Source organism: Bradyrhizobium sp. 190 (assembly GCF_023073415.1).
Lineage (GTDB): Bacteria > Pseudomonadota > Alphaproteobacteria > Rhizobiales > Xanthobacteraceae > Bradyrhizobium.
In genome coordinates this window covers 257,207-275,466 of the sequence record NZ_JADPJL010000037.1, presented here as the reverse complement: position 1 = coordinate 275,466, position 18,260 = coordinate 257,207, and the positions used below count along the sequence as shown (strand labels likewise).

The window sequence follows — 18,260 nt, the reverse complement described above, 5'->3', positions numbered from 1 at the left end:
CGCAAGCCGAGCCGATTGGGATCGGGGTGGTCCGATCCGCTACACCAATTTATGGCCTGGGAGATGGCCATGCCAGCGGCATGGCCGCGACTTACGTAATCTTAATTCGCGGCGGCGGTGCGCTTGCTCGCGACCGGCTTGGCGCCGGGCTTGCCCGTGGCGGGCGCCGGTGCCGAATCCCAGCCCCCGGCAGGTGCTGCCACGTTGACGACGTCGTCGGGCTGCGGCTCCGGCGTAAAGGTCTGGATCGCGAGTCTCGCGGCCGCCAGCGACTGGACGTCCAGGCGCTTGGCGATATCGTCGCGCTTGCGCCCCGCATCCGCGTCGCCTTGGGCCGTGGCGAGGCTGAACCATTTGAAGGATTCGGCGAGGTTCTGTTCGACGCCGATGCCGCGGGCATAGAGGATGCCGAGGTTGAACTGGCTGTCGGCGACGCCGCGATCGGCGGCCTTGCGGAACCAGATCGACGCGCTCTTGTAATTGGCGCCCCTGCCGCCGCCATCGGCGTCGAGCACGGCCAGATTATGCATAGCCTTGGCGCTGCCGCGCTCGGCCGCCTGCAGATAATAACGCCGCGCGGTATCGACGTCCTTTTTCACGCTGAGGCCCTTCTCGTAGAAGGTCCCGAGCCGGAAGATTGCGGGCACCACGCCGGCCTGCGCCGCGCGGTCGTACCATTTTGCGGCCTGGTCGAGATCCGCGGCAACGCCCTTGCCTTCGGCAAAACGCACGCCGACTTCGTAAGCCGCGGCCGGGTCGCCCTTCAGCGCGGCGGCGCGCAATACCGGGCCGCCGATGCCGTCAGGCAGCCGCTCGGTCGGCGGCACGGCGATCATGGCAAGCTTGCCGCCGGTGGGGGGCATCGTCGTGATCGCGCCGGTGATATCGCTGGCTGCAGCAGGCGGCGGCGCGGCCTGCGGCGGGACTGCGATCCGCGCGCTATCGAGCGTGTTCGGTGCGGAAGAATTGTTCGACTGCTTCTCGACCGGCGTTGGCGAGATCATCAAGGGTCCAGGCGTCGCGGGCATCGCAGGCGCCGCAGGCATTGCGGGCCTGGCGTTGCTCTCCGACGGCGCAGGCGCCTGCACTGGTGCGGCTGGCTCGCTGGGCTGCTCCATCATCGGCAGTTGCAGCACGCTGCCGGTGTCGAGCAGCGTCACCGCCATCTTGAACGTGCCGAGCACGATCACGACCACGCTCGCGCCGACCAGCAGCGAGCGGATCTTGGAGGAAATGTTCGAGGGGTTCTTGTCGTCCGCCTTTTCGCCGCCCTTGGCCTTGTCGCCGCCCTTGTCCTTTGGCGCGGCCTTCGCCGAACGTCCTGCCTTCTCGGGAGGCGGCGCGGCGGCTGCGGCCTGCGCGGCGCGGCGCGCGGCGGCAATGAAGCTCGACGAACTGACCGGCTCCTTCGGAGCGGAAGCAATTTCGCTGATCGCGTTTTCAGAAGCGGCGATCCGCTCCGACGGCGAAGACATGCGCACGGGCGGCCGCGTGCCCGGCTCGAGCGGATGATCCGGCGGCAATTCCGGCGCGATCGCGGCGCGGGGCGCTGCGGCATGCGGCTCCAGGATTTCGCTGATCGCGCGCGGCGGCAATGGTGGGGCGGCCGGCGCGGCCGGCGGCTGCACCGCATGGAATTCGCGCGGCGCGGCGACAAAATGTTCCTGCGGGCCGGCTTGCAGCGCGGCGGGGTTCGGCAATTCCGGCTTCGATTGCTGCGGATAGGTCTGCAGCGGCGTCATCACGCGGGGCGCTTCCTCGCGCATTTCGGCGGCTGCAGGAGAAGAGGCGATCGCGGCCGGCGCGCTGCGAACCGTGCGCAGATCGCCTTCGATCATCGACAGGCGATCGACCACGTGGCCGAGCGTGCTGTGAACGGTTTCCAGTGAGTCCTGCGTGCGGCGATCGGTTTCCGACTGGCTGAAGCGGATGTCGGACAGCTCGCGCTTGACGAGATCGACGATGCCGGAGTCCATCGGCTGGGCCGTGTCACCGGAATTGCGGTTGTTGGATTCGGCGAGCGCGACCAGGCTGGCGTGCTGGCGTTCGAGCGAACGCAGAATATCGTGCAGCCCTTCCTCGACCCGCCCGAGGTCGATGGCGGGCGCGGCGGAACGATCGCCGGAGGCTTCCAGGCGCTCCAGCAGATAGGACACGCGCTGTTCGAGATGGGCAAACGCCGACGCATTGTCGTCGCCGGCCGGGATACGGTCGAGCCGCTCCGACAGCGTGCGCAGCGCGTTTTCGAGATATTCCGAATTGTCGCTCGCGGCCGGCGGCTGCCTTGTTTCCAGCGTCGAGGTCAGCGCGGCCAAGCGCTGCTCGAGCATGCCGAACGCATCGCTGTTGCCGTCAAAGCGGGAAAGCTGATCGACCTTGGCCGACAGCGTGTGCACGTCTTCGGCGAGCCGGGCCAGCGCGTCGTTGGAGGCGACGTTGGAGACGATGCCGCGCAACGCCGCGATGGCGCTTTCGAGCTGCTGCACCGTCGACGGATCGTCGTTCGAGCGCAGGATCAGATCGAGCTTGGCGCCGAGATTGCGGATCGCCTCGTCGTAGCCGGAGAGCTGCTCGGCCGGCGTCAGCGAGCGCAGCACCTCGCGGATTTCGCCGAGCGCGCGTTCGATACCGGTCAGCGTCTGGCCGTCGCTGCCGTGCTGCCTGTTTTCGTCGATGCGGCGGGATAGCGAGCGGATTTCGTTCTCGAGCGATTCGATCTCCCGGCGCGGCACCGCCTCGGTGATGGCCTGGCGGATTTCGGCGAGTTCGCTGCGGAATGCGGCAATCGACTGCTCGATGTGATCGGGACGCTGCAGCGCCTCGATCTGGCTGGTGATCTTGAGCAGGTGCTGTTCGAGCGAAGAAAAATCCGGACCGGCCGGCGCTGCCGGCATCATGGGCTGCAAAAAATTGGGCTGGGCGGAGGACGCCGCCGGTGCGGCATGGCGCTGCGGCATCTGCCGCGGCGGCGGACTGTCGAGTTCGTTCTGGCGCGCGGCGATTTCTGCGATCGCAAAATCCATCGAGGCCGGACTGAGCGGCGGCGCGGGGCGATAGACTTGCGCCGCGGCACGCTCGACAATCTCGGTCTGGCGCTGCTTTTCCTGCGCCTGGGCCTGACGGACCGGCGCCGGGTTTGAAATCTGCGACAGCCGCGCGTCGAGGCGCGAAATGGCGTCGTTGAGCTGTCGGGCCACAGTCGGCTCGCCACGGGCGGCTTCGCCGCGCGGCGTGGCCGGCCGCGAAATCTGCTCGATCTGCTTGGTGATCGAATCCAGCCGCTGGTGAATGTCCGCCACGTCGGGGATTTGCCGCGGCATCGCCGGCCGCGGCTCGGAAGGCGCGCCGAAACTGTGCGGGGCTGGTTCGCCGACGGTAGAATTGAGCCATTCGTTCAGCGACATGCCGGCGCGGCGCGCTGCCGCCTCGGCCCTTTCGCGGACGGAGGGATCGATGCCGTCAACACTCCACGATACGCGCGAATTCATGCTTTCGTCCGGTTCCGCTTCGGCGCCCCACCTGCGCCATCAGCCTCCCCGCGCGTCCCAGAGAAGAGACAATCGTATTTTCGCGCAGGTCGCCTGCCTCGGAACTGACTTTTGTTCCTTACGGTAAATAACGGGTTAAGGAATGGGACGGACGGCCCTAAAAGTTACCGGGCGGCCAAAATCGGCTGGCTGTAAAAGGCTCTAGCCGTTTTTTTCCCGCTGGCCGTCCTCGATCGGCACGACGTTGCTCCACCCCGCGCCGGCGGACAGCGCCGACAATGCTTCGATCGCCTCTTCGCACCATTCCGCCACGGCGCGCTCGTGGGCGAGGCCGATGCGAAGTCCGAGCAATTTGCCCACATCGGCCGGCGGCGCAGTACCATCCGGGAATCGTTTGTTGAGCAGGCGCTCGTAGCGGGCGAACCGGTCGCGGTGATGTTCCAGCCGCGCCATCAGGTCGGTGCGCAACGGTTCGACGTCGACGCTGTCGAGCGCGTAGAGCCGCACCAGCAGGTCGTCCTTGATCGAGGCCGGAACGCTCGGCCGCGCGGCCCAATGCCTGAGCGCGGCCCGGCCTTCCGGCGTGAGTGTATAGACCAGCTTGTTCGGCTTGCCTGATTGCACCACCTCGCGGCCCTGGATATGGCCGCGGTCGCGAAGTTTGGTGAGCTCGCGATAAATTTGCTGGTGGTCGGCCTTCCAGAAGAATCCAATGGAGTTGTCGAACGTCTTGGCGAGCTCATAGCCCGTCATCGGACGTTCGGTCAGGCAGGCAAGGATCGCGTCACCAAGCGCCACGACGCCGGCCTCCGGCTTTCAGTTTGTAATTTGACATTATGCATAAAGTTGCATATGCGTCAACGCGCATAATCGGACCGCGCCTTGCGCGAAGGCCCGAGCGCGTCATCGCCCGCCAGAGGAGACATGATGACCATGAGCGGCCTCGACAAGTGGTACGGCTACATGAAGTCCCATGACACGGCGGCGTTGTGGGACCTGCTGCATCCGGATGCGGTGTTCGAAAGCCCCGTCGTCCACACGCCGCAGCGCGGGCGCGACATCACCTTCAAATATCTGGCGAGCGCCGAGAAGGTTCTTGGCGGCCCCGGCTTCAAATACACGGGCGAATGGCGCAGTGCCAACGGCGCGGTCCTCGAATTCGAAAACGAGATCGAGGGAATCAAGATCAACGGCGTCGACATCATCACCTTCAGCGATGACGGTAAGATCACGCATTTCAAGGTGATGGTGCGTCCGCTGAAGGGAATCAACCTGCTGCACCGCTTGATGGGGGAGCAACTCGCCAGGCAGTGAGGCGAAAGTCCCCGGCGCCGTTTATGCCGCAATGGCTGCCCGGATATTTGCTGGTCTGCTCACTCCCTAGGACATCGGGAACCGGATAAGGTCGCTTTCCGGACACCGCAGAATTTCACAAGCGCCGCCGCCGATTTTTCAAGCTTGCCCCTGCCGGGAGAACATCATGCCGATCTACAAAGCCCCCGTGGAAGACGTCACCTTCCTGCTCAACGACGTGTTCCAGATCGATCGCTACGACAATCTGCCCGGTTTCACCGACGCCTCAGCCGATGTGCGCGAAGCGATCATCGGCGAGGCCGCAAAACTCTCCGAAGAGGTATTGCAGCCGCTCAACCGTGTCGGTGATCTCGAAGGCTGCAAGCGGCATGACGACGGTTCGGTGACAACGCCGAAGGGTTTTAAGGAAGCGTTCAAGCAGGTCGCCGAAGGCGGCTGGCTCGGGCTGTCGGCGCCGGCAGAATATGGCGGGCAGGGGCTGCCGGTGACGCTGAGCCAGGTCGTCACCGAATTCCAGAGCGCGGCCAACATGGCGTTCTCGATGTATGGCGGTCTCACCATGGGTGCGACCGCGGCGCTTCTGGTGCATGGCAAGCCCGAGCAGAAGAAGATGTTCGTGCCGAAGATGGTGGCAGGCGAGTGGACCGGCACCATGAACCTCACCGAGCCGCAATGCGGCACGGATCTCGGCCTGTTGCGCACCAAGGCGGTGAAGCAGGCCGACGGCAGCTACAAGATATCAGGCACCAAGATCTTCATCTCCGCGGGCGAGCACGATATCGCCGAGAACATCATCCATCTGGTGCTGGCGCGCATCGAAGGCGCACCAGCAGGCATCAAGGGCGTGTCGCTGTTCGTGGTGCCGAAGGTGCTGGTCAACGCCGACGGCTCGCTCGGCGCGCGCAACGGCGTGTCCTGCGGCTCGATCGAGCACAAGATGGGCATCCACGGCAACTCCACCTGCGTGATGAACTACGACAGCGCCACCGGCTGGCTGATCGGCGAAGAGAACAAGGGCATGCAGGGCATGTTCGTGATGATGAACGAGGCCCGCCTCGGCGTTGCCGTGCAGGGCCTCGCGCAGTCCGAGGTCGCCTATCAGAACGCCGTCAATTACGCGCGCGAGCGCTTGCAGGGCCGTTCGCTGACGGGCGCCAAGGAGCCGGAGAAGCCGGCCGACCCGATCATTGTGCATCCCGACGTGCGCCGCGTGCTGCTCACCATCCGCGCCTTCAACGAGGCGGCGCGCGCCATGGTGGTGTGGACCGCGCTGAAGAGCGACGTCGCCCACCGGTCGTCCGATCCGAAGGACCGCCAGGAGGCCGACGACCATATGGGCCTGATGACCCCTGTCATGAAGGGCGTGATGACGGACGTCGGATTCTCCAACGCGGTGCTGGCGCAGCAGATGTATGGCGGCCACGGCTATATCGCCGAACACGGCATGGAGCAGTTCGTGCGCGATGCGCGTATTGCCATGCTCTATGAGGGCGCCAACGGCATCCAGGCGCTCGATCTGGTCGGCCGCAAGCTGCCGCGCGACGGCGGCCGCGCCGTGATGGCGTTCTTTACCGAAGTCGGCGCCTTCGCCAAGGAGCATGGCGGCGATGAGGCGATGAAGCCGTTCGTCACGCCGCTGTCGGCAGCCCTCGGCCATCTGCAGCAGGCCACTGGTTGGCTGATGCAGAACGCGCTGACAAAACCCGACAATGCCGGCGCCGCCGCCACCGATTACATGCAATTGTTCGGCCTCGTCACCTTCGCCTACATGTGGGCGCGGATGGCCAAAGTAGCTCAGGACAAGATTGCGGCCTCCGGCGCCACGCCCTATCTGAGCACCAAGCTGGTGACCGGCCGCTTCTTCATGGAGCGGATGTTGCCGGAAACCCACGTCCATCTTGCGCGCATCCAGACCGGTTGCGCGACCACCATGGAATTGGCGGCGGAAGCGTTCTGAGATTTTTCGCCGTTTCCCCGTCCTTTCGCTATAATATTATGATCCTCATACCAGGAGGGCGTCATGCCTGAGGCATATATCTACGATCACGTTCGCACCCCGCGCGGCCGCGGCAAGGCCGATGGCGCGCTCCATGAGGTTACCGCGCTGGCGCTGGCGACGGTGCCGCTGCAGGCGCTGAAGGAACGCAACAATCTGGCCGAGGACGTCGTCGATGACGTGGTGCTCGGCGTGGTCGATCCGGTCGGCGAAGCGGGCTCCGACATCGCGCGCTTCGCGGCGCTGAAGGCAGGCCTCGGCGAGACCGTCCCCGGCGTGCAGATCAGCCGCTTCTGCGCCTCCGGCCTCGATGCCGTGAATTTTGCCGCCGCCCAGATCATGGCCGGCCAGCATGAGCTCGTGATCGGCGGCGGCGCCGAGTCCATGAGCCGCGTCGGCATCGGCGCTTCCGGCGGCGCCTGGCCGATGGATCCCTCGATGGCGGTGCCTTCCTATTTCATGCCGCAGGGTGTCTCGGCCGATCTGATCGCAACAAAGTATGGCTTCTCGCGCGACGACGTCGACGCCTACGCCGTGCAGAGCCAGCAGCGCGCCGCAAAGGCCTGGGATGAAGGGCGCTTCAACAAGTCGGTGGTGCCGGTCAAGGACATCAACGGCCTGACCATCCTGGCCAAGGATGAGCACATGCGCCCGACCACGACGATGCAGTCGCTGGCGCAGTTGCAGCCGTCGTTCGTCGTCATGGGCCAGATGGGCGGCTTCGACGCGGTCGCGATCCAGTCGCATCCGGAAATCGAGCGCGTCAATTACGTCCACCATGCCGGCAATTCCTCCGGCATCGTCGATGGCGCGGGCGCCGTGCTGCTCGGCAGCAAGGAAGCGGGCGCCAAGCACGGCCTGAAGCCGCGCGCCAAAATCCGCGCCTTTGCCAATATCGGTTCCGAGCCCGCGATGATGCTGACCGGGCCGGTCGACGTCACCGAAAAGCTGTTCGAGCGTTCCGGCATGAAGAAGTCGGACATCGACCTGTTCGAGCTCAACGAAGCCTTCGCCTCGGTGGTGCTGCGCTACATCCAGGCGTTCGAGATCGACAATGCGAAGATCAACGTCAATGGCGGCGCGATTGCGCTCGGCCATCCGCTCGGCGCGACGGGAGCCATGATCCTCGGCACCGTGCTCGACGAGTTGGAGCGCACCAACAAGTCCACCGCGCTGGTGACGTTGTGCATCGGCGGCGGCATGGGGACAGCTACGATCATCGAAAGAGTCTGAGAACGTAGGGTGGGCAAAGGCGCTCTTGCGCCGTGCCCACCATCACGCACTCCGCTGGGAATGGTGGGCACGTTTCGCTTTGCCCACCCTACGAGAGCTACGGGATCACAATTTAACCGCCGCGCCTGACATCGGCTGCCGGCATCGAGGGAGCAACCAACATGGCCTTCAAGAATTTCAAGCTAGAGACCGACGCCGACGGCATTGCGCTCGCCACCTGGGACATCCCCGGACGTTCGATGAACGTGCTGGATGAGACCTCGACGACCGAGCTCGAGGAGATCCTGAAGCAGACCACGGCCGACGCCGCAGTGAAGGGCGTCGTCATCACCTCCAGCAAGGAAGCCTTCTGCGCCGGCGCCGATCTTTCCATGCTCGAGGGCATGAACGTCGCCTATGCCAAGATGCTGAAGGAGAAGGGCGAGGAAGCTGCCAACCAGATGCTGTTCGACCAGAGCCGCCGCTTCTCGCTGGTGCTGCGCGGCATCGAAACATGCGGCAAGCCGTGGGCGGCCGCGATCAACGGGCTGGCGCTCGGCGGCGGTTTCGAGGTGACGCTGTCCTGCCACTATCGCGTCGCGGCTGAAAATCCCAAGACCCGGCTGGGCCTGCCTGAAGTGAAGGTCGGCCTGTTCCCCGGCGCCGGTGGCACCCAGCGCGTGCCGCGCCTGGTGCCGCCGCAGGATGCGATGACGATCCTGCTCAAGGGCGATCCGGTCACGGTCGACAAGGCCAAGGCGCTCAATCTGATCCACGCCATCGTGCCGGCGGCCGATCTGATCAAGGCGGCCAAGGACTGGATCAAGGGCGGCGGCAAGGCTGTCGCGCCGTGGGACGAAAAGGGTTTCAAGCTGCCGGGCGGCCCGGTGTTCTCCAAGGCCGGCATGATGATGTTCCCGGCCGGCAACGCCATCTATCGCCGCGAGACCTACGACAATTACCCGGCGGCGCGCGCCATCATGAGCTGCGTCTATGAGGGCCTGCAGTTGCCGATCGACGCTGCGCTGCGCGTCGAATCGCGTTACTTCACCAAGGTGCTGCGATCCAAGGAAGCCGCGGCGATGATCCGCAGCCTGTTCCTGTCAATGCAGGAACTGAACAAGGGCGCGCGGCGTCCGCAAAACGTACCGCCGACCAAGATCAAGAAGGTCGCCGTGATCGGTGCCGGCTTCATGGGCGCCAGCGTCGGCTACGTCTCGGCCCGCGCCGGTCTCGACGTCGTCCTGATCGACCGCGACCAGGAGAGCGCCGACAAGGGCAAGGCGCATGCGCAGAAGGTGATCGACGAGCAGATCGCCAAGGGCCGCGCCAAGGCAGGCGACCGCGACCCGCTGCTGGCGCGCATCACGCCGACCGCTGACTACGCCGCGCTCGGGGATTGCGACCTCGTCATCGAGGCCGTGTTCGAGGACCGCAAGGTCAAGGCGGAGACTTTTGCCAAGGCGCAGCAGTACTTGAAGCCTGAGGCGATCTTCGCTTCCAATACCTCGACGCTGCCGATCACTTCGTTGGCCGAAAGCTTCAAGGAGCAGGGCAAGTTCGTCGGCATCCACTTCTTCTCGCCGGTCGAGAAGATGATGCTGGTCGAAATCATCCTCGGCAAGAACACCGGGGACGTCGCGCTCGCCGCCGCCCTCGACTATGTCCGGGTAATCGGCAAGACGCCGATCGTCGTCAATGATTCGCGCGGCTTCTACGCCAACCGCTGCGTCGGCCGTTACATCGCCGAAGGCAACGAGATGTTCCTCGAAGGTGTGCCGTCGGCGATGATCGAGAACTGCGCCAAGATGGCCGGCATGCCGGTCGGTCCGCTGTCGCTGTCCGATGAAGTCGCCCTCGACCTCGGCCTGAAGGTCATCAAGGCAACCGAAGCCGATCTCGGTCCCAATTCCATCAACCCGGATCAGAAGAAGCTGATGGTGGAGCTGGTCGAGAAGCAGGGCCGCCTCGGCCGCAAGAACAGCAAGGGTTTTTACGACTATCCCGAGAAGGGCAAGGGCCAGAAGAGCCTGTGGCCGGGGCTATCAGCGCTGCAGCCGAAGCAGCTCGATCCGGATACTCTCGACATCGAGGAGCTGAAGCAGCGTTTCCTGGTGGTGCAGGCGGTGGAAGCCGCGCGCACGGTGGAGGACCACGTCATCACCGATCCGCGCGAGGCCGATGTCGGCTCGATCCTCGGTTTTGGCTTCGCGCCGTTCACCGGCGGCACGCTGTCCTATATCGACTTCATGGGAACGCGGAAGTTCGTCGAGCTCTGCCACAAGCTGGAGGCCAAATACGGCTCGCGCTTCACCCCGCCGAAATTGCTGGAAGACATGGCGGCCAGCGGCGAGACCTTCTACGGCCGCTTCCCGCCGAAGAAGGCGGCGGCGTAAGGCGGCAGCGCAAAATCCATCGTCGTCCCTGCGAACGCAGGGACCCATACCGCGTGATCTATCGATAAGACGTCTTGGTCGACGCCTTCGGCAAACAACAACTCCCTGTGGTTATGGGTCCCTGCGTTCGCAGGGACGACCACCGGAGAGAGCAGTGACACGAACAAAAAGGGGCCGGATCATCGATCCGGCCCTTCGTTCGTCGCAATCCTGAAACCCTCACGCGGCCTTCAGCAGCCCTTCCTTGGTCATCGCTTCCTGCACCTTCGGACGGGCGGCGACGCGGGCCTTGTAGGCCAGAAGGTTCGGCATATCAGAGAGATCGAACTTCAACCGGTCGGTTGCCCACATCAGCATGGTGAAGAGGTAGCCGTCGGCGACGGTGAACTGCTTGCCCATCAGGTAGTCGCGCCCCGTTAGCGCGGTTTCAAGATATTTGAACTTGCCCATCGCGCGGTCCTTGAAGAAGGGTTTGGCGTCGTCGGCGAGCAGCGGAGAGAACATCGGTCCGAGATTCTTGTGCAGCTCGGTCGTGATGTAGTTCAGCCATTCGAGCAGCTTGTAGCGCTCTTCCGAATCGCGGGAGGGCGCCAGATTCTTGCCCGCCTTATCGGCGATCATCTGCACGATAACGGGCCCCTCGGTGACCAGTTCGCCCGAATCGAGCGCCAGCACCGGCACCTGACCCTTCGGGTTGACCTTCAAAAAGTCGTCACCGTTTTCCAGCTTCTTGGCGCGCAGGTCGACCTTGACCAGATCGTAGGGCAGACCGGCCTCGAGAAGGGCGATATGGGGGGACAGCGAGCAGGCGCCCGGGGAATAATAAAGTTTCATCGGATTTTTCCTTCCCTCGACATTTTTGGTGGGCTGACTAAATGCATCTGCATGGAATAGTCAAGATTGATGCAGCTGCATTTAGTGCGGTACACTGATCTGTGACTGATACGGACTGGATGATGAAACGCAAACCATCGACCGAGGCGACCGCCGCCTGGATCCGCCTGATGCGGGTGCAGAGCCGGGTGCTCGATGCCGTCGAGCAGGATCTAAAGAGAGCCGGCTTTCCGCCGCTGGCCTGGTATGACGCGCTGCTGGAACTGTCGCGCGCCCCCTCCGGCGAGATGCGCCCGGTGGAACTGGAAAAGCAGATGCTGATCCCGCAATATTCCACCTCGCGGCTGATCGACCGTCTGGTGGACGAGGGCTTGGCGGCGCGGCGCGAGTGCAAGATCGACAAGCGCGGCCAGTTCGTGGAGATCACCGAGGCCGGGCGCGAACTGCAGAAGAAAATGTGGAGCGCCTATTCGGCGGCGATCGAAAAGCACGTCGGCTCCAAACTGTCCGATGCCGACGCGATGAAGCTTTGCGGTCTGCTCGACCGGCTGGGCTGCTCCTGCTCCGACGTCAAGACGGCCGCTGCCCGCGACGGCGTGCCGGCGCGATGACGGCCCTGATATGTTTCGTTGATGCGGACGTCGCCGTCCGCATTCCCTTGGCCACACGGCGCGTTCGGTCGAATCGCCAGTTATCCGGATTTTTTCATGGCGCGTGACCAGATCGATATGACGCCGCTGCAATCGCGTGACGAGCTCGTCGCGTGGTTCGAGGCGGGCATCAAGCCGCCGTCCGAGTTCCGCATCGGCACCGAGCACGAGAAGACCCCGTTCACGCTGGAGGGCCGCCAGCCCGTGCCGTATGAAGGCGCGCGCGGCATCGGCGCGCTGCTCGAAGGCATGCAGCTCCTGCTCGGGTGGGAGCCGATCATGGAGCGCGGCAACATCATCGGGCTCTATGACGTCACCGGCGGCGGGGCGATTTCGCTGGAGCCCGGCGGGCAATTTGAGCTGTCCGGCGCGCCGGTCGAAAACGTGCACCAGACCCAGGCCGAGCTGATGGCGCATCTGGCGCAGGTGCGCGAGATCGCGACGCCTTTGGGGATCGGCTTTCTCGGACTCGGCATGACGCCGTCCTGGTCGCGGGAGCAGATTCCGGTGATGCCCAAGGGCCGCTACAAGATCATGTCCAACTACATGCCGAAGGTCGGGAAATACGGCATCGACATGATGTACCGGACGTGCACGGTGCAGACCAATCTCGACTTCTCCTCGGAAGCCGACATGGTCAAGAAGCTGCGCGTGTCGATTGCGCTGCAGCCGGTCGCGACCGCCTTGTTTGCCAATTCGCCGTTTACCGAAGGCAAGCCCAACGGCTTCCTGTCGTTCCGCTCCGAGATCTGGCGCGACACCGACAATGCCCGCTCCGGCATGTTGCCGTGGGTGTTCGAGGACGGCATGGGGTTCGAGCGCTGGGTCGACTACGCGCTCGACGTGCCCATGTATTTCGTCAAGCGCGGCGAGACCTATATCGATGTCGCCGGCTCGTCGTTCCGCGCCTTCTTCGAGGGCCGCAACAACTCGCTTCCCGGCGAGCGTCCGACCTTGTCGGACTGGGCCAATCACCTCTCGACGATTTTCCCGGAAGTCCGCATGAAGCGTTATCTGGAAATGCGCGGCGCCGATGGCGTGCCATGGGGCCGGCTGCCGGCGTTGCCGGCATTCTGGGTCGGGCTGCTGTATGACGACGAAAGCCTGGATGCGGCCTGGGATCTGGTCAGTCACTGGACGGCGCAGGAGCGTCAGGCATTGCGCGACGACGTCCCACGCTTCGGCTTCAAGGCCAGGATCAGGGATCGCTACCTGTTCGAGATCGCCCGGGAGTGCCTGAAGCTGTCGCATGCGGGCTTGCGGCGGCGTGGCCGCATTGATCAACTCGGCCGCGACGAAAGCCGCCACCTCGAACCGTTGGAGCGCATCCTCGAATCGGGCCGCACGCCTGCGGAAGAGATGCTGGACAAATTCAACGGCGAGTGGGGCGGTTCAGTGGAGCCGGTCTATCAGGAATACGCGTTTTAATTGAACGGGTTGCTTAACCTTTGGGCCGTTCATCCACCGTACAGGTTGATGGCGCTCAAATGACGGCCGGATGTGGAGCATGGTCCCCGCGCAAACGCGTTTGCGCGGAGATCATGCTCGAATCAAAGGGCTGAGGCGGGACGACTTTTCGAAGAAGAGCCATCCCGCGCTGGAAACGCGTACTCGAAAGCAACGTACTCGAAAGCAACCGTGCATGGAGACTGTTCGCCTGCTCAGGGCGTGTCTGGTGACGCTCGCCTTTTTGGCGGCGGCCGTTGGCGCGCGCCCGGCGCTGGCGCAGGCCAATTTCGATCGTCCCGGCGGTGACTATCTCAGCGCGCCCGTGATCTCGGGCGATCCGGCAGAATGCGCGCTGGTGTGCGAGCGCGACCGCCGCTGCCGCGCCTGGACCTTCAGCTATCCGACTGACCTCGCCAACCGCGCGGTGTGCTGGCTCAAGAGCAACGTGCCGGCGCGGGTGCAGAGCGATTGCTGTGTCTCCGGCGTGCGCGGCGCCGGCGTGGTCGAACGGCGCAACGATAGCATCGAAACCTCGATCGACCGCTTCGGCGGTGACTACAAGAGCTTCGATCTCAAGAGCAGCGACGGCGGCGATGACGCCTGCAAGGCCGCCTGCGCCGCCGACAACAAATGCCGCGCCTGGACCTATGCCCGGCCGGGCTATGCCGGCAAGGAGGCGCACTGCTTCCTGAAGAAAGACATCAAGCCGCCGCGGCGGAAGGCGGGGTTTACTTCGGGCGTGGTGCGGTAGCGGGCCTGCAGAAAAATCGTAGCGAAACTTGTAGGGTGGGCAAAGGCGCACTTGCGCCGTGCCCACCATATCTCGCGCGCAATTGACATAGGAAGATGGTGGGCTCGCTTCGCTTAGCCCACCCTACGATTCCGTATCCGCCGGCAGCACCGTGATCTCAGGCCACAGCGCCTTCCAGCGCTCCGCCTTCGCTGCATAATTCGCCGCGGAAAAATTCGCGCCGGGATTGGGCCGCACGATCAGTGCGGCGACATCGTCGTAGCCATTCGGCGCATACACCTCGTAGGCCTCGCCCGTTCGCCGGATTCCGATCTGGGTGTTCTTGGTCAGGAAGCGGTCGATGCCTTGCGTCGAGCGATGCAGTTGCGGGTAGGGCAGGCCATGCTTTTCGGGGTACCAGAGATGAACGCGCGCCTGGTTGCGCGCCTCAACCGCAATGCCGCGGTTTGCAAACCGCTCCGAGAGCGTGCGGATCACCTTGTCCTCCGCCTCCCACGACGTATCGGGATCGAAATAGAACACGTCGTAATCGTTGATGCCGTAATCGACCGCGCGCTTCGTCAGCACGTTCCACACCGTCTGCACGAGGCATCCGGAGACCAGCCACGCATCCGGCAGCGCCAGCCGAAGCAGCTCTTTGGCAATGATTTCGTTGGCGGGATTGCGTAAGGCGGCGGTGAGGAATTGGTCGGTATTCATGATGATGCCGTAGGGTGGGCAAAGCGAAGCGTGCCCACCATTTCTCTCACGATCGTGGAAACATGGTGGGCACGGCGCTTGCGCGCCTTTGCCCACCCTACAAAGTCGTATCGAATTCCTTCACCGCCTTTTTCGACGCCAGCGTGCGCCAGTGCCGGCGCAGCAGCGGCTCGACGGTGGCGCGGCTTGCCTTCGACAGGCGGATCAGCACCATCGGATAATCGCGGTAGTGATCGGTGAAGTAAAACACCTTCGGCTGGCTTTCCACCAGCATCTCGCGCTCGTCTTGCGGCACGCCCGGCATCACCAGGCTGTCGTTGTCTTCCCTCAGCCGCGCCAGCATCTTCTTGCGCACCTTGAGGGCCGGCGTGCCGTAGGAGCTGCCGTCCTCGACCTCGGGCCAGAGAAGCGCGAATTTTCTGACGTCGTCGAAGGTCATGGGGTCAGTTGCGCCGTAGGGTGGGCAAAGCGAAGCGTGCACACCATGAGCTTAATCGCTGGAGAGATGGTGGGCACGGCGCAAATGCGCCTTTGCCCACCCTACGCGGTAGTGCTCAATGCACCGATGTGAAAAACCGCGCCAGCCGAAAACCCGACAGCCATGTCCACATCGGCTGGCTGCGCATGCCGAGATCCCACGAGCCGACCACCGCATCGGCCCGGCCGATCAGATTGTCGATCGGCAATAATCCCACGCCGCCGTCGCGCACCGCGACGCGGCTGTCGGCGGAATTGTCCCTGTTGTCGCCGAGCACGAACAGTTGGCCCGGCGGCACCGTCACCTCGGGCGTGTTGTCGAGCCTACCATTGTCGCGCATCTTGAAGATCGCGTGGCTGACGCCGTTCGGCAGCGTCTCGACGAAACGATAGGCCCGCTCGGTATTGCCGCGATCGTCTTCCGCTTCACCCATCCCATCGGGCTTCAACGCCGCCGCATGGTCGTTGATGAAGAGCTGACCCTCCCGCAACTGGATGCGGTCGCCCGGCAACCCCACCACGCGCTTGACCCAGGCCTGCGAGCGGTCGCCCGGCCAGCGGAACACGACGACGTCGCCGCGCTTGGGCGTGTCGCCGAACAGGCGGCCGGTTTCCGGCAGCGTGATCTGGATCGGCAGCGACGCCGCGCCGTAGCCGTAGGGGAATTTCGACGCCACCAGCGCGTCGCCGATCAGAAGCGTCGGCTCCATCGAGCCGGACGGAACATAAAACGGCTCGGCAATCGCGCCCTTGGCAACGAACACGACGGCCACGATCGCAGCTAACTGCACGGCCTGCGCGCGCCAGCTCACCGGCTTGCCGATCGAGCCCTCCTTCTGGTCATCAGCCACCTTCTCTTCGCTCATGCGCCGGTTCCTCCGACCGTGATCTTTTCCATCCGCAGCGTCGGCTGGCCGACGCCAACCGGCACGCCCTGGCCGTTCTTGCCGCAGGTGCCGATGCCGGTATCGAGCGCGAGGTCATTGCCGACCATGGTGATCCGATGCAGGTCGGTCGGCCCGTTGCCGATCAGCATCGCGCCCTTCAAGGGCGCGCCGAGCTTGCCGTTCTCGATCTTGTAGGCCTCGGTGCACTGGAACACATATTTGCCGGAGGTGATGTCGACCTGGCCGCCGCCGAAATTCGCGGCGTAGATGCCGTTCTTCACCGAGGCGAGAATTTCCGCGGGGTCGCGCTGCCCCGCCAGCATGTAGGTGTTGGTCATGCGCGGCATCGGCACGTGGGCATAGCTCTGGCGGCGGCCGTTGCCGGTCGGCTTCATGTTCATCAGCCGTGCGTTCTGGCGGTCCTGCATGTAGCCGACGAGAATGCCATCCTCGATCAGCACGGTGCGGTTGGTCGGCGTGCCCTCGTCGTCGATTGAGAGAGAACCGCGCCGCGAGGCCATGGTGCCGTCGTCGACCACAGTGACGCCCTTGGCCGCGACCTGCTTACCCATCAGCCCTGCGAAGGCCGAGGTCTGCTTGCGGTTGAAGTCGCCCTCGAGCCCATGGCCGACCGCTTCATGCAGCATCACGCCGGGCCAGCCAGCGCCCAGCACCACGTCCATCTCGCCGGCGGGGGCGGGGACCGATTCCAGATTGACCAGCGCCTCGCGGATCGCGCCGTCGGCGGCCTCGCGCCAAGCCTTGGTTTCGATGAAGCGCGCATAGCCCTCGCGGCCGCCATAGCCCTTGCTGCCGCTCTCCTGCCGGTCGCCTTGCCCTGCGACCACCGAAATATTGACCCGCACCAGCGGGCGGATATCGCGATAGCTCTCGCCGTCGGGGCGCAAAATTTCCACCACCTGCCAGGTGGCGCCCAGGCTGATCGAAGCCTGCCGCACCCGCGGGTCCTTGTCGCGCACATAGGCATCGATCTCGGCCAGCAACTTCACCTTGGCCTCGAAGCCCGGCGCATCCAGCGGATTGTCGTCGCCATAGAGCCGCACATTGGTATGCGCCGGTGCGGCGGCAAAATTGCCGCTGTAGCCCCCGCGCACGGCGGCCACCGCATCCGCCGCACGGATCAGCGCCGGCAGCGAGACGTCGGAGGAGTGCGCATAGCCGACCGCGTCATCCTTGACCGCGCGCAGGCCGAAGCCCTGCGAAGTGTCGTAAGTCGCCTGCTTCAGCCGGCCATTGTCAAAACCGAGCGCTTCGGTCTGGCCATATTCCAGAAACAGCTCGCCATCGTCGGCCCCCTCAAGCCCCCGCGCGATCTCGCGTTGGACGGCATCGCGGTCGAGATTGGCACGGTCGAGAAGGGAGGTCGTGGCGGGATTGGTCATGCAGACTCCGATTCAGCGCAAATGCTTGGTCGTCCCTGCCTGGTGCGGAATTCCGCACAGGCGCAGGGACCCATAACCACAGGCCTCGGTATTGTAAGCGCAGACCAACGGCGAGCTCATCTTACAACACGGTAACCTGTGGTTATGGGTCCCGGCTTCGCTTGGCCGGGACGACGATGATTCGAAAGATAGTCATGACCGCAGCGAAAGGGGAGGCCCCTCACGGCAGCTTGTCATTCCCTTTGCCGGCCGCGTTCGCAGCCTCTGCATCGGGCTCCGGCCTGGCGTGAGCATTGGCCCAGCGGAACAGCTCGTCGAACACGGGCCGCAACGCCCGGGCCGCCGGGGTCATCTCGTATTCCACCCGCGGCGGCACTTCGGGAAACACCGTGCGCTTCACCAGGCCTTCGCTTTCGAGGTCGCGGAGCTGGGTCGTCAGCATGTGCTGGGTCACGTCGGGGATGGCGCGCCGCAATTGGCCAAAGCGCTGCTTGCCGTCGACAAGCTGCCAGAGGATTTCGCCCTTCCACTTGCCCGAGAGCAGACGAAGCGCCCGATGCAACTGCGCTCTGGCCCGTTCGGAGGGGCATTCTCGCCCTTCACTCTCATTAGTCTGCTTTTTCATACTACCCCAGAAAAATCATCCTACTTGTCAATTTCATCTTAGTCCCGAATTTTGGGTTTGACAGCCCCTTGGGTTTTCT

Annotated in this window: 15 protein-coding genes; 7 read left to right on the top strand and 8 right to left on the bottom strand. The window is 64.3% G+C overall.

All coding sequences use genetic code 11. From position 1 onward, the window contains the following. Positions 1–101 precede the first annotated feature (101 nt). Complete coding sequence (locus IVB22_RS23470) at positions 102–3,488, bottom strand: tetratricopeptide repeat protein (RefSeq protein ID WP_247519611.1); 3,387 nt, start codon at positions 3,486–3,488, stop codon at positions 102–104. A gap of 201 nt (positions 3,489–3,689) precedes the next feature. Continuing rightward, a complete protein-coding gene (locus tag IVB22_RS23465) occupies positions 3,690–4,286 on the bottom strand; it encodes a PadR family transcriptional regulator (protein ID WP_247519610.1) in 597 nt (198 codons plus the stop codon). 129 nt (positions 4,287–4,415) lie between these two features. Between IVB22_RS23465 and IVB22_RS23460 the strand changes: the two genes are divergently transcribed. From IVB22_RS23460 to IVB22_RS23445, 4 genes are all read left to right on the top strand, one after another. Then, the gene (locus IVB22_RS23460) at positions 4,416–4,802 is read left to right on the top strand and encodes a nuclear transport factor 2 family protein (RefSeq protein ID WP_247519609.1); all 387 of its coding nucleotides are present in this window, start codon (positions 4,416–4,418) and stop codon (positions 4,800–4,802) included. Positions 4,803–4,968: 166 nt separating this feature from the next. Further along, positions 4,969–6,759 carry an acyl-CoA dehydrogenase C-terminal domain-containing protein gene (locus IVB22_RS23455; protein WP_247519608.1) on the top strand — a complete coding sequence of 597 codons (1,791 nt, stop codon included), beginning with the start codon at positions 4,969–4,971 and terminating at the stop codon, positions 6,757–6,759. 63 nt (positions 6,760–6,822) lie between these two features. Next, a complete protein-coding gene (locus IVB22_RS23450) occupies positions 6,823–8,031 on the top strand; it encodes an acetyl-CoA C-acetyltransferase (RefSeq protein ID WP_247519607.1) in 1,209 nt (402 codons plus the stop codon). 161 nt (positions 8,032–8,192) lie between these two features. Further along, the gene (locus IVB22_RS23445; protein ID WP_247519606.1) at positions 8,193–10,406 is read left to right on the top strand and encodes an FAD-dependent oxidoreductase; all 2,214 of its coding nucleotides are present in this window, start codon (positions 8,193–8,195) and stop codon (positions 10,404–10,406) included. Between the two features lie 219 nt (positions 10,407–10,625). Here IVB22_RS23445 and gstA read toward each other — a convergent pair whose 3' ends face one another. Continuing rightward, a complete protein-coding gene (gene gstA, locus IVB22_RS23440) occupies positions 10,626–11,240 on the bottom strand; it encodes a glutathione transferase GstA (RefSeq protein WP_247519605.1) in 615 nt (204 codons plus the stop codon). A gap of 122 nt (positions 11,241–11,362) precedes the next feature. Between gstA and IVB22_RS23435 the strand changes: the two genes are divergently transcribed. The 3 genes from IVB22_RS23435 (at position 11,363) to IVB22_RS23425 (ending at position 14,090) form a co-directional block, all read left to right on the top strand. Beyond that, a complete protein-coding gene (locus IVB22_RS23435) occupies positions 11,363–11,851 on the top strand; it encodes a MarR family winged helix-turn-helix transcriptional regulator (protein ID WP_247519604.1) in 489 nt (162 codons plus the stop codon). Positions 11,852–11,947: 96 nt separating this feature from the next. Then, complete coding sequence (locus IVB22_RS23430; protein ID WP_247519603.1) at positions 11,948–13,318, top strand: glutamate--cysteine ligase; 1,371 nt, start codon at positions 11,948–11,950, stop codon at positions 13,316–13,318. 214 nt (positions 13,319–13,532) lie between these two features. Continuing rightward, the gene (locus IVB22_RS23425) at positions 13,533–14,090 is read left to right on the top strand and encodes a PAN domain-containing protein (RefSeq protein WP_247519602.1); all 558 of its coding nucleotides are present in this window, start codon (positions 13,533–13,535) and stop codon (positions 14,088–14,090) included. A 123-nt stretch (positions 14,091–14,213) separates the two neighbouring features. On the opposite strand, the gene IVB22_RS23420 is transcribed toward IVB22_RS23425, so the two are convergent. The 5 genes from IVB22_RS23420 to IVB22_RS23400 form a co-directional block, all read right to left on the bottom strand. Beyond that, positions 14,214–14,789, bottom strand: coding sequence for a nucleotidyltransferase family protein (locus IVB22_RS23420; protein ID WP_247519601.1), 576 nt, complete (start codon positions 14,787–14,789; stop codon positions 14,214–14,216). 97 nt (positions 14,790–14,886) lie between these two features. Beyond that, positions 14,887–15,228, bottom strand: coding sequence for an MmcQ/YjbR family DNA-binding protein (locus IVB22_RS23415; protein ID WP_247519600.1), 342 nt, complete (start codon positions 15,226–15,228; stop codon positions 14,887–14,889). Between the two features lie 115 nt (positions 15,229–15,343). After that, on the bottom strand, positions 15,344–16,132 hold the full coding sequence (lepB, locus tag IVB22_RS23410) for a signal peptidase I (RefSeq protein WP_247519599.1): 789 nt from the start codon (positions 16,130–16,132) through the stop codon (positions 15,344–15,346). Continuing rightward, positions 16,129–17,556, bottom strand: coding sequence for a metalloprotease TldD (gene tldD / locus IVB22_RS23405; protein WP_247519598.1), 1,428 nt, complete (start codon positions 17,554–17,556; stop codon positions 16,129–16,131). The genes lepB and tldD overlap by 4 nt, the downstream gene beginning before the upstream one ends. Positions 17,557–17,776: 220 nt before the next feature. Further along, complete coding sequence (locus IVB22_RS23400; protein WP_247519597.1) at positions 17,777–18,181, bottom strand: helix-turn-helix domain-containing protein; 405 nt, start codon at positions 18,179–18,181, stop codon at positions 17,777–17,779. Between the last annotated feature and the right edge of the window lie 79 nt (positions 18,182–18,260).

Bases quoted from the DNA above. Each gene is read 5' to 3' on its own strand.
- IVB22_RS23470 (WP_247519611.1), bottom strand. From the start codon at position 3,488: ATGAATTCGCGCGTATCGTGGAGTGTTGACGGCATCGATCCCTCCGTC.
- IVB22_RS23460 (WP_247519609.1), top strand. From the start codon at position 4,416: ATGACCATGAGCGGCCTCGACAAGTGGTACGGCTACATGAAGTCCCAT.
- IVB22_RS23455 (WP_247519608.1), top strand. From the start codon at position 4,969: ATGCCGATCTACAAAGCCCCCGTGGAAGACGTCACCTTCCTGCTCAAC.
- IVB22_RS23450 (WP_247519607.1), top strand. From the start codon at position 6,823: ATGCCTGAGGCATATATCTACGATCACGTTCGCACCCCGCGCGGCCGC.
- IVB22_RS23445 (WP_247519606.1), top strand. From the start codon at position 8,193: ATGGCCTTCAAGAATTTCAAGCTAGAGACCGACGCCGACGGCATTGCG.
- gstA (WP_247519605.1), bottom strand. From the start codon at position 11,240: ATGAAACTTTATTATTCCCCGGGCGCCTGCTCGCTGTCCCCCCATATC.
- IVB22_RS23435 (WP_247519604.1), top strand. From the start codon at position 11,363: ATGAAACGCAAACCATCGACCGAGGCGACCGCCGCCTGGATCCGCCTG.
- IVB22_RS23430 (WP_247519603.1), top strand. From the start codon at position 11,948: ATGGCGCGTGACCAGATCGATATGACGCCGCTGCAATCGCGTGACGAG.
- IVB22_RS23425 (WP_247519602.1), top strand. From the start codon at position 13,533: ATGGAGACTGTTCGCCTGCTCAGGGCGTGTCTGGTGACGCTCGCCTTT.
- IVB22_RS23420 (WP_247519601.1), bottom strand. From the start codon at position 14,789: ATGAATACCGACCAATTCCTCACCGCCGCCTTACGCAATCCCGCCAAC.
- IVB22_RS23415 (WP_247519600.1), bottom strand. From the start codon at position 15,228: ATGACCTTCGACGACGTCAGAAAATTCGCGCTTCTCTGGCCCGAGGTC.
- lepB (WP_247519599.1), bottom strand. From the start codon at position 16,132: ATGAGCGAAGAGAAGGTGGCTGATGACCAGAAGGAGGGCTCGATCGGC.
- tldD (WP_247519598.1), bottom strand. From the start codon at position 17,556: ATGACCAATCCCGCCACGACCTCCCTTCTCGACCGTGCCAATCTCGAC.
- IVB22_RS23400 (WP_247519597.1), bottom strand. From the start codon at position 18,181: ATGAAAAAGCAGACTAATGAGAGTGAAGGGCGAGAATGCCCCTCCGAA.